Source organism: Streptococcus sp. Z554, assembly GCF_053010305.1.
Genome location: NZ_JBRKNV010000002.1, coordinates 24268 through 35372, shown reverse-complemented (window position 1 = coordinate 35372; position 11105 = coordinate 24268). Strand labels below are relative to the sequence as shown.

General features: G+C 41.0%; 11 protein-coding genes and 2 pseudogenes. 8 read left to right on the top strand and 5 right to left on the bottom strand.

Annotated elements, in window-relative coordinates; all coding sequences use genetic code 11:
* The first annotated feature begins 175 nt into the window (after positions 1 to 175).
* The 4 genes from spxB to manA all read left to right on the top strand — a co-directional run bounded on the left by spxB (position 176) and on the right by manA (position 5139).
* A complete protein-coding gene (spxB, locus tag ACVC7R_RS02605; protein WP_447263408.1) occupies positions 176 to 1951 on the top strand; it encodes a pyruvate oxidase in 1776 nt (591 codons plus the stop codon).
* 154 nt (positions 1952 to 2105) lie between these two features.
* Positions 2106 to 2453 (top strand): VOC family protein, encoded by a 348-nt coding sequence (locus ACVC7R_RS02600; RefSeq protein WP_447263407.1) that lies wholly within the window; start codon positions 2106 to 2108, stop codon positions 2451 to 2453.
* Between the two features lie 181 nt (positions 2454 to 2634).
* The gene (locus ACVC7R_RS02595) at positions 2635 to 4074 is read left to right on the top strand and encodes a 6-phospho-beta-glucosidase (RefSeq protein WP_447263406.1); all 1440 of its coding nucleotides are present in this window, start codon (positions 2635 to 2637) and stop codon (positions 4072 to 4074) included.
* A gap of 120 nt (positions 4075 to 4194) precedes the next feature.
* Positions 4195 to 5139: a mannose-6-phosphate isomerase, class I gene (gene manA, locus ACVC7R_RS02590; protein ID WP_447263405.1), complete on the top strand. Its 945-nt coding sequence runs from the start codon at positions 4195 to 4197 to the stop codon at positions 5137 to 5139.
* A 42-nt stretch (positions 5140 to 5181) separates the two neighbouring features.
* Here manA and ACVC7R_RS02585 read toward each other — a convergent pair.
* Positions 5182 to 5385: pseudogene (locus ACVC7R_RS02585) on the bottom strand (sodium-dependent transporter); the annotation flags it as partial.
* Positions 5378 to 5687, bottom strand: a pseudogene (locus tag ACVC7R_RS02580) (sodium-dependent transporter); the annotation flags it as partial. The pseudogenes ACVC7R_RS02585 and ACVC7R_RS02580, both read right to left, overlap by 8 nt.
* A gap of 103 nt (positions 5688 to 5790) precedes the next feature.
* Between ACVC7R_RS02580 and ACVC7R_RS02575 the strand changes: the two are divergent.
* Positions 5791 to 6531: a MerR family transcriptional regulator gene (locus tag ACVC7R_RS02575; RefSeq protein WP_447263404.1), complete on the top strand. Its 741-nt coding sequence runs from the start codon at positions 5791 to 5793 to the stop codon at positions 6529 to 6531.
* Between the two features lie 40 nt (positions 6532 to 6571).
* Here the strand turns inward: ACVC7R_RS02575 and ACVC7R_RS02570 are convergent, their stop codons facing one another.
* From ACVC7R_RS02570 to ACVC7R_RS02560, 3 genes are read right to left on the bottom strand one after another with little or no spacing between them, the layout of a single operon-like run.
* A complete protein-coding gene (locus ACVC7R_RS02570) occupies positions 6572 to 7021 on the bottom strand; it encodes an NUDIX domain-containing protein (protein ID WP_447263403.1) in 450 nt (149 codons plus the stop codon).
* A gap of 19 nt (positions 7022 to 7040) precedes the next feature.
* Positions 7041 to 8216: an NAD(P)/FAD-dependent oxidoreductase gene (locus ACVC7R_RS02565; protein WP_447263402.1), complete on the bottom strand. Its 1176-nt coding sequence runs from the start codon at positions 8214 to 8216 to the stop codon at positions 7041 to 7043.
* 54 nt (positions 8217 to 8270) lie between these two features.
* A complete protein-coding gene (locus tag ACVC7R_RS02560) occupies positions 8271 to 9116 on the bottom strand; it encodes a DegV family protein (RefSeq protein WP_447263401.1) in 846 nt (281 codons plus the stop codon).
* 124 nt (positions 9117 to 9240) lie between these two features.
* Between ACVC7R_RS02560 and ACVC7R_RS02555 the strand changes: the two genes are divergently transcribed.
* From ACVC7R_RS02555 to upp, 3 genes are all read left to right on the top strand, one after another.
* Positions 9241 to 9798 carry a TetR/AcrR family transcriptional regulator gene (locus tag ACVC7R_RS02555; protein ID WP_004252362.1) on the top strand — a complete coding sequence of 186 codons (558 nt, stop codon included), beginning with the start codon at positions 9241 to 9243 and terminating at the stop codon, positions 9796 to 9798.
* 18 nt (positions 9799 to 9816) lie between these two features.
* Positions 9817 to 10284: a deoxycytidylate deaminase gene (locus tag ACVC7R_RS02550; protein WP_447263400.1), complete on the top strand. Its 468-nt coding sequence runs from the start codon at positions 9817 to 9819 to the stop codon at positions 10282 to 10284.
* 87 nt (positions 10285 to 10371) lie between these two features.
* On the top strand, positions 10372 to 11001 hold the full coding sequence (gene upp / locus ACVC7R_RS02545) for a uracil phosphoribosyltransferase (protein WP_004252365.1): 630 nt from the start codon (positions 10372 to 10374) through the stop codon (positions 10999 to 11001).
* Positions 11002 to 11105: the final 104 nt, after the last annotated feature.

Sequence of the window (11105 nt, the reverse complement as noted above, 5' to 3'; positions counted from 1 at the left end):
TTTTGAAACGATTTCAATCTGTACTGTAATAGAGAATGAAGTTTTGTGAGCACATTCTTATGAAACTATAAGCAAATGTGATAAATTAGGAGTGTAAATTTACTGAATCGTTTTCAAAAAACATATAAAAGCGCTTTTATTATTTATCAAATTAATTTTAAGGAGAGTTATCATTATGACTCAAGGAAAAATTACTGCATCTGCAGCAATGCTCAACGTATTGAAAACATGGGGCGTAGACACTATCTACGGTATCCCATCAGGAACACTCAGCTCATTGATGGACGCTTTGGCTGAAGACAAAGATATCCGTTTCTTGCAAGTTCGCCACGAAGAAACAGGTGCTCTTGCAGCGGTTATGCAAGCTAAATTTGGCGGTTCTATCGGTGTTGCAGTTGGTTCAGGTGGACCAGGTGCGACTCACTTGATCAACGGTGTTTACGATGCAGCGATGGATAACACTCCATTCCTCGCTATCCTTGGATCACGTCCAGTTAACGAACTCAACATGGATGCCTTCCAAGAACTCAACCAAAACCCAATGTACAACGGTATCGCTGTTTACAACAAACGTGTAGCTTACGCAGAGCAATTACCAAAAGTTATCGACGAAGCTTGCCGTGCTGCCGTTTCTAAAAAAGGTCCAGCCGTTGTTGAAATTCCAGTAAACTTTGGTTTCCAAGAAATCGACGAGAACTCATACTACGGTTCAGGTTCATACGAGCGTTCATTTATCGCTCCAGCTTTGAACGAAGTTGAAATCGATAAAGCTGTTGAAATCTTGAACAATGCTGAACGTCCAGTGATCTACGCTGGTTATGGTGGTGTCAAAGCTGGTGAAGTGATTACTGAATTGTCACGTAAAATCAAAGCACCAATCATCACAACTGGTAAAAACTTTGAAGCTTTCGAATGGAACTATGAAGGTTTGACAGGTTCTGCTTACCGTGTTGGTTGGAAACCAGCCAACGAAGTGGTCTTTGAAGCAGACACTGTTCTTTTCCTTGGTTCAAACTTCCCATTTGCTGAAGTTTACCAAGCATTCAAGAACACTGAAAAATTCATCCAAGTGGATATCGACCCTTACAAACTTGGTAAACGTCACGCCCTTGACGCTTCAATCCTTGGTGATGCAGGTCAAGCAGCTAAAGCTATCCTTGATAAAGTAAACCCAGTTGAGTCTACTCCATGGTGGCGTGCAAACGTGAAGAACAATCAAAACTGGCGCGATTACATGAACAAACTCGAAGGTAAAACTGAGGGTGAATTGCAATTGTACCAAGTATACAATGCTATCAACAAACATGCTGATGAAGATGCAATCTACTCAATCGACGTAGGTGACACTACTCAAACATCAACTCGTCACCTTCACATGACACCTAAGAACATGTGGCGTACATCTCCACTCTTTGCGACAATGGGTATCGCCCTTCCTGGAGGTATCGCTGCTAAGAAAGACAATCCAGATCGCCAAGTATGGAACATCATGGGTGACGGTGCATTCAACATGTGCTACCCAGACGTTATCACAAACGTTCAATACGACCTTCCAGTTATCAACGTTGTCTTCTCAAATGGTAAATATGCCTTCATCAAGGACAAATACGAAGACACAAACAAACACTTGTTTGGTTGTGACTTCCCTAATGCTGACTATGCGAAAATCGCTGAAGCGCAAGGTGCTGTTGGATTTACAGTAGACCGTATCGAAGACATCGATGCTGTTGTTGCAGAAGCTGTGAAACTCAACAAAGAAGGTAAAACTGTTGTGATCGATGCTCGCATCACTCCACACCGTCCACTTCCAGTAGAAGTACTTGAATTGGATCCAAAACAACATTCAGAAGAAGCAATCAAAGCCTTCAAGGAAAAATACGAAGCAGAAGAACTCGTACCATTCCGCCTCTTCTTGGAAGAAGAAGGGTTGCAATCACGCGCAATTAAATAATTCCTCTCATCGAAAATCAAATGTAAACTGCCTTATCTTCACCTTGCCGTACTCCAGTACTGCCTGCGGTTTGATGCCTTGTTTATTCTTTGATTTTCATAGAGAGAAACTTAAAAAGATCGGATCCATCCGGTCTTTTTGTGGAGGACAGTAAATGAATTTAAATCAATTAGATATTATTGTTTCAAATGTTCCCCAAGTCTGTGCTGAATTAGAGAGTATCTTGGATAAAAAGGCGGACTATGTTGATAACAGTTTTGCTCAGTTCACGATAGGCAGTCACTGTCTCATGTTATCCCAAAATCATTTGATTCCTTTGGAAAATTTTCAGTCAGGAATCATTCTACACATTGAGGTTGAGGATGTCGACCAGAACCAAAAGCGGTTAAAAGAGATTGGTGTCGAGATTTTACACGGTCCTTGTGAAACGGATTGGGGAACAGAGTCTTTATTGGTTGAAGGCCCTGCTGGTCTAGTGATTGATTTTTATCGTATGAAATAGTTAGTCATTTGAAGATAACCTTAGCTATTTTTAAAACAGAAATTGAGAATATGAACTATTAAAAGATCGGAGTTATCCGGTCTTTTTTTAATATTATTCGATATTAAGATGTTGTCAAGTTCCAGATTCTTATACAAGTTTAGTGGTATAATAAAAGTAGCAAATCAAGTGAGGTAAAGTGATGACAGAAATACTACAATTTCCAGAGGGTTTTCTCTGGGGTGGTGCAACAGCAGCCAACCAATGCGAGGGTGCTTATAACATAGACGGGCGTGGGTTGGCTAACGTTGATGTTGTACCCATTGGTACAGATCGTGAAGCCATTATCACAGGTCAGAAAAAGATGTTCTCTTTTGAGGAAGGCTATTTTTACCCAGCCAAGGAAGCTATCGATATGTACCATCATTACAAGGAAGATATTGCGCTTTTTGCGGAAATGGGCTTTAAGACTTATCGGCTTTCCATTGCTTGGACTCGGATTTTTCCTAAGGGAGATGAGGCAGAGCCAAATGAACCTGGTCTAGCCTTTTATGAGGATTTATTTAAGGAGTGTCACAAGTATGGTATCCAACCTCTGGTAACCATCACGCATTTCGACTGTCCTATGCACTTGATTGAAGAATACGGTGGTTGGCGCAATCGTCGTATGTTGGACTTCTATGAGAATCTCTGTCGCACACTCTTTACCCGCTATAAAGGCTTAGTCAAATACTGGCTTACCTTTAACGAAATCAACATGATTCTTCATGCACCATTTTTAGGAGCTGGGATTTGTTTTGAAGAGGGCGAAAATCAAGAACAGGTCAAATACCAAGCGGCCCACCATGAGTTGGTGGCTTCAGCCCTTGCGACTAAGATTGCCCACGAAATCGACCCAGAAAACAAGGTGGGATGTATGTTGGCAGCAGGGCAGTATTATCCTAACACAGCCCATCCGAGAGACTACTGGGCTGCTATGGAAGAAGACCGTAAGAGTTACTTTTTCATCGATGTTCAGGCACGGGGTGAATATCCAAATTATGCCAAGAAGCAGTGGGAGCGTGAAGGGATTGAGATTGAAATGACGGCAGAGGATCTAGACTTTCTGAAGAATCATACTGTTGACTTTGTTTCCTTCTCTTACTATGCGAGTCGAGTGGCCTCAGGTGATCCAGAAGTGAGGGAACTGACCGCTGGAAATGTCTTTGCCTCTATCAAAAATCCCTATCTAGAATCCTCAGAATGGGGATGGCAGATTGACCCATTAGGACTTCGGATTACCCTCAATGCTATCTGGGATCGTTACCAAAAGCCTATGTTTATTGTAGAAAATGGTCTCGGTGCCATGGATACCCCTGATGAGAATGGTTATGTGGAAGATGACTATCGGATTGCTTACCTAGAGGCTCATATCAAGGCTATGCGAGATGCCATTTACCAAGATGGCGTTGACTTGCTTGGTTATACAACTTGGGGCTGTATCGATTTGGTTTCAGCTGGAACAGGCGAAATGAATAAACGCTATGGCTTTATCTATGTTGATCGGGACAATGTAGGAAATGGGACTCTCAAACGCAGTAAAAAGAAATCCTTCTACTGGTACAAGGATGTCATTGCCAGCAATGGTGCAAGCATTGAGTAGAGCACATTTGTTCACTATTTTTATAAAATCTTCTCCCTACTTTATAATCTGTGAAAAAGAGTTCAATCAGGACTCTTTTTTTGCTATAATGAGGGGAGAAAAATCAGACAGGAGATTGACATGTCAGAACCATTATTTTTAAAATCCGTTATGCAAGAAAAAATCTGGGGTGGGACCAAGCTACGTGATGAGTTTGGCTACGACATTCCAAATGAAAAAATCGGAGAATACTGGGCCATCTCAGCTCACCCAAATGGTGTTTCTAAGGTAGCCAATGGACGCTTTGAGGGAACAGACCTTGCTACTTTGTATGCGGAACACCGTGAATTGTTTGGCAACCGTCCAGAGCCTGTATTTCCACTCTTGACCAAAATCCTCGATGCTAATGACTGGCTCAGTGTTCAAGTTCACCCAGATGATGCTTATGGACTAGAGCACGAAGGCGAACTTGGTAAAACAGAATGCTGGTATATCATTGCAGCAGATGAAGGGTCAGAGATTATCTATGGTCACAATGCTAAGTCTAAGGAAGAACTCCGCCAGCAAATCGAAGATAAAAATTGGGATGCCTTGTTAACAAAGGTTCCTGTTAAGGCTGGAGATTTCTTCTATGTACCAAGCGGAACCATGCACGCTATCGGAGCAGGCATCTTGATTCTTGAAACGCAGCAGTCTAGTGATACAACTTATCGTGTTTATGATTTTGACCGTAAGGATGATAATGGCAACTTGCGTGAGCTTCACCTTGAAAAATCCATCGATGTTTTGAATATTGGTGAGCCCGCTAATAGCCGTCCTGTGACGGTCAAAGCAGATGATTTGCGTTCGACTTTACTGGTTTCAAATGATTTCTTTGCTGTTTACAAATGGGAAATCACAGGAAAAGTTGAATTTGAGAAGACAGCTGATTACAGCTTGTTTAGTGTCTTGGCTGGTCAAGGGAAACTGACTGTAGACGGAAAAGATTATCCAATCCAAAAAGGTAGCCACTTTATCTTGCCAAGCGATGTTGAAGCTTGGACACTTGAGGGACAAGATTTGGAATTGATTGTTAGTCATCCATAAAAAAGAAAGGGCCTGAGTTCACTACTCAAGTCCTTTTTGTATTTACATAAATTGGGTGATAAAGACCACGATGATGATAATTGGGATGATGTAACGAAGAAGGAAGAGCCAGACTTGGAAAAGACTTTGTTTCCAGGGTGTTTCATCAAGATGCAGTTCCTCCATAGCCAGTGCCTTCTTGAAAATATAGCCAGTAAAGAGAGACAAGCAGAGGGCACCGAATGGCATAAGGAGATTGGAAACCAATTAAAATCGTCGAGATGAGAAAGACTAGCAAAAAGCCTCCCCCACCGTTGGCAGAAGTCATGTAAGGGAACTTCCAAACAGCTCCAAGACCAATAGCAGAACCAGCAGATGCAAGGATGAAGCCCAATTTCAATCCCCATTGCGATTTTTCAGACATCGTTAAAACTCCGATCTATTTCTAAATAAGAAAAGGCTACTTGAGTTGTCAAATAGCCTTCTCTCAATGGCTCTTTTGAGCTTTTTCTTTGATTGATAGACTTGATTATCCTATCATGATTTTTAAAGACTGTCAAGAAAGCGATTTTCATGTTTTCATAGTTTTCTCAAAAAGTTAAAAAATTTTCTCAAAAATACTTGACTCTGACCTAAGGGAAGGGGGTATACTATCATTGTAAGGAGGAAATCATGTACCAAATAAAAGAAGCTGCGCAGCTTTCAGGTGTCTCTGTCAAGACCCTGTACCACTATGACAAGATAGGACTCTTGGTCCCCTTAAAGTCGGAAAACGGCTATCGAACATACAGTCAAGAGGATTTGGAACGCCTTCAGGTCATTCTTTACTACAAATATCTAGGCTTTTCTTTAGAAACAATAGCAGAGCTGTTAAAGGAAGAAAGGAAAGACTTATTGCCCCATTTGACTAGGCAGTTGGACTATCTAACTCGAGAAAGGCAACATCTGGATACCTTGATTTCCACCTTGCAAAAAACCATTCAAGAACAAAAAGGAGAAAGAAAAATGACCATTGAGGAAAAATTCACTGGATTTAGCTATCAAGATCATCAAAAATACCAGCAAGAAGCGGTAGAGAAGTATGGACAAGAAGTCATGGATCAAGCCCTCGAACGCCAAAAAGGTCGCGAAGATGAGTCTACGGTTGCCTTTAACCAAGTCTTTCAAACTTTGGCACAAAATCTTCAAGCTGGTTTACCTGCAACAGCAATTGAAAACCAAGAGCAAGCAGCCAAACTCTTGCAAGCCATTCGTACTTATGGATTTGACTGCTCTATTGAAGTCTTCGGATATATCGGTAAAGGATACGTCTATAACCCTGAGTTCAAGGAAAACATTGACAAATTTGGACCTGGAACAGCCCAGTACACATCAGATGTGATTGCCCACTATGTTGAAAAACAGAGCAAATAAAATAATCGGCGGAAGACTCTCCGCCGATTATCTGCTATTTTCAATCATAAAGCCAGTCGTCACCGTCTTTATAGTAAAAGAACTCACTGAGATCCTCTTCCAAAAAAACACGAAGCATATCAGACATATCATCGGTGGCGAGTTTTAGATGAGATAGATTTTTAAAATCCTCCCACCAGACCTTTCCTTCATCTGAAGATTGGAGCTCACCAGCAAAGTGTCCTGTTTTGTAAAAGAGAACAACATAGCGAAAATCCTCATCATCATACCAATCTTTGATACCACAGAGTTGGGGTTTGGAAATGGTCAGACCAGTTTCTTCTTTCACTTCACGAATGACAGCATCGACAAAGGATTCGCCACGTTCAACATGACCACCAGGAAAAGTAATGCCAGGCCAGTCAGGATTAACTCGATCTTGAACCAGAACCTTGTCTCCGTTTTGAATCATACACATATTGACAAATTCGACTGTTTCTCTTCTATTCATTTTTAACAACCTTTGATATTTAATCATAATGCAAGCTTCCCGCCACCCAGCCAGTGCAGAGGGCAGAAGTGATGTTAAAGCCACCTGTGTGGGCATTGATATCTAGTACCTCGCCAGCAAAGTGAAGTCCAGGAACCAGTTTGCTTTCCAGCGTTTTAGGATTGATTTCCTTGAGGCTAACACCTCCTTTGGTAACAAAGGATTTAGCCAAGGACATTTTTCCTGTCACAGGGATTTTGAGGGACTTGATAGACTGGATAAGTTGGTCGCGTTCTTTCTCAGTTAGCTGTTTAACTTTTTCAGGGTATCCTTGGACAAAAAATTCTGCCAAGCGTTCAGGGAGAAAAGTTTTCAAGGCATTTTTCAAGGATTTTTCACGGTTTTCTTCAAGAAATGATAGTAATTCACTTTCAGAAAGTTGTGGCAAAACATCTAAAGATAGGATTTCGCCACCCTTGACAAAGCTTGACATACGCAGAGCAACGGGACCAGATAAACCAAAGTGGGTAAAGAGCAGATCATGAGTAATGACGTGCTTGCCATAACTGAGAGTCACATCGTCTAGCGAAATTCCCTGCAAAGCCTTGTGTGGAAAATCTGTCAATAAGGGACTTTCAGCAGCTTCAAGCTCTGTAATGGTGTGCTTAAAATGACGGGCAATCTCGTGACCAAAACCAGTCGAACCAGTCGAAGGATAAGACTTACCACCTGTTGTGACGATGAGTTTATTACAAGTGAAGGTCTGGTCTGCGGACTTAAGGACAAACTGGTCGTCTATCTTTTTAACCGAAACAATCTCTGTTTGAGTGGCAATTTGCCCGCCTAGTTCAATGATTTTCTTCTCCAGAGCTTCGATAATGGTTCGCGATTTGTCGCTGGCTGGAAAGACACGGCCGTGGTCTTCGACCTTTAGTTTAACACCATTTTCTGTAAAAAAGTTAATGATATCATGGTTATCAAACTGGGAGAAGACACTGTATAGAAATCGCCCATTTCCAGGGATGCCAGCGAGTAGATCGTCTAGAGTTCCGTTGTTAGTCACGTTACAGCGACCACCACCAGTTCCAGCTAATTTTTTTCCGAGTTTCCGATTTTTTTCAATGAGAAGGGTTTTCTGCCCGTAAAAGCTACTGGAAATCGTAGCCATCATACCAGCAGGGCCACCTCCGATAACAATAGTATCAAAATGTTTCATATCTGTATTGTACCATAAAAAAGAGATGGCTAGCCATCTCTTAAATCTAATCAATTAGTTAATTTCGTATCCCATGAGGAGCCCACCTTCTTCCGCATAGAAACTGCAGAGTCCAGAAGTTGGGATGATTTTAATGTCAGCTTGTGGGTATTTTTCTCGTAAGAGCTCTGAGAGCTGTTGGCAGAATTTTTCATTGCTGCGGTGAGCCATGACGATACGCCCACCAGCGTAGCCAGCTTTGATTAACTCTTCATAAGCAGCCTGAAGAGACTTTTTAGCACCACGAGCTTTTTGGAGGAGTTCTAAGGTTCCGGTTTCGCTTGCTTCCCCAACCATACGAATATTGAGAAGTCCGACAACTGTACCGATAAGCTTACTCAAGCGACCGTTCTTAACCAGGTTATCAACCTTGGCGAGAACGAACAACAACTTAGTTTTTTCTTGGTAGGCAGTAATAGCTTCAACCACTTCTTCAAAAGAAAGTCCTTGTTCAATCAAGGCATTGATTTTTTCAACGATTAAGTCAACTTCCCCACCAGCTGATAAGCTGTCGATTACATGAATCTGAGTGTCAGGGTGTTCTTCAAGATAAATGTTTTTAGCTAATTGTGCACTATTGTGGCTACCAGAGAGAGTTCCAGTAATGGTAACGACAAAGATATGCTTAGCACCTTCAAATGCACGTAGGTAATCATCAGGGCTAGGACAGGCTGATTTTGAAGCCTCAGAAGTTGCATACATAGTTTCCATCATTTGATCGATATCAAGATTAGCGTCGTCAATAAAGACCTGATCTGCTACTTGAATCTTTAAGGGAACACTGATAAATTCAGTATCAATAGCAGGATTTGCCAATTGGCGATAATCACAACCAGAGTCAGCTATAATCTTCCAAGTCATAGAAATTCTCCATCTTTATCACTTATACATTGACAAAGGTTCTGTCTTTTTTTACAATTATATCATGAAAGCCCTTGAAACAAAAGTAGTTGCTCTCTGTTGTCACAAGTAGAAAGAAATTGTTATGTCTGAACGTAAAATATCTGAAAAATCGCTTGAGAACCTAAGAAAATCAAACCAAGAATCTAATTTGCTAACCAGAGAAGCGATAGAAACAGCTCTTTTGCAACTCTTGGAGAAAAAAGAGTTAGCTAAAATTAGCATTTCTGAGTTAGTCAAGCGTGCTGGCGTTTCTCGTGCAGCCTTTTATCGAAACTATGATTCTAAAGAAGAGATTTTAGAAAGTGTCTTTAAACGTAGCGTCCATAACATCATGGAGCAGCTAAGTCATTACGATGTTAAAACAGATCTTTATCTCGTATGGGTTCACCTCTTTAGAGAAGCCAAGAAAGAAGCTAAGGTTATTCAGCTTGCCTTGGACTATCACCTAGAAAAAATCTTTGTGCAAGCCATGCAAGAATTTTTAGAAAAATACTATGGAAAATCAAAAGGAGTCAGCTCTTACCTGCATTCTTTTTGGAGTTCTGCCATCGTATCAGTCTTGCTTAAATGGATCAAGGATGGGATGAAGGTTCCTGCTGAAAAAATCGCAGATCTGCGCTTGCCATTTTTCAAAAAATAAATCAAGAGGAGAGAAGTTATGACTGAAAAAAGACTGGCTTGGGATGAGTATTTTGCTGCTCAAGCTTTATTGATTGCCAATCGTTCGACCTGTAAACGTGCCAAAGTAGGAGCTGTTTTAGTCAAGGATAATAAGGTTATTTCGACCGGCTATAATGGATCGGTGTCAGGGACAGAGCATTGTATCGATCATGACTGTCTGGTGATTGAGGGGCACTGTGTCCGTACCCTTCATGCAGAGGTAAATGCTATTTTACAAGGTTCAGAACGTGGCGTTCCAAAAGGCTTTACAGCATATGTTACACATTTCCCTTGCCTCAACTGTACCAAGCAATTACTTCAAGTAGGATGCGAGCGTGTTGTGTATATCAATCAATACCGCATGGACGATTATGCTCAGTATCTTTATCAAGAAAAAGGGACAGAATTAACACATTTACCACTTGAAACTGTTCAAACAGCTCTTCAAGAAGCTGATTTGATTTAGAATTATAAAAAATAAATGGTTTCAAAAGCTTTTTGGACCATTTTTTGATATAATAAGAAGAATAAATTGAAAGAAGGAATTCAGAAAATGGGAAAACTTGAAGTTATTAATCATCCACTGATTCAACACAAATTGTCAATCTTGCGTCGTACGGATACTTCGACAAAAGCTTTTCGTGAGCTAGTTGATGAGATTGCAATGTTGATGGGATATGAAGTGCTTCGTGATCTTCCACTTGAAGACGTAGAAATCGAGACACCAATCACAAAAACAGTTCAAAAACAATTGGCTGGAAAAAAATTGGCGATTGTCCCAATCTTGCGTGCCGGTATTGGTATGGTTGATGGACTATTGAGTTTGGTTCCAGCAGCTAAAGTTGGTCACATTGGTATGTACCGTGATGAAGAGACCCTTCAACCAGTAGAATACTTGGTAAAATTACCTGAAGATATTGACCAACGTCAAATCTTTGTAGTTGATCCTATGCTTGCAACGGGTGGATCAGCGATTTTGGCTGTTGACTCCCTCAAAAAACGTGGAGCTTCAAACATCAAGTTTGTCTGCCTTGTATCTGCTCCAGAAGGTGTGAAGGCACTTCAAGCAGCACACCCTGATGTAGAAATCTTTACAGCAGCTTTGGATGAACGTTTGAACGAACATGGTTACATCGTTCCAGGTCTTGGAGACGCTGGAGACCGCTTGTTCGGAACAAAATAAGATTCTAAAGTGATATTGAGACTATAGCCTAGTCTTAGTTTTGAAAGGAGGTTAAATTTTTGTATCTGTCTTTAGAATAGAGCAAAAATTTGACCTTTTTTGAC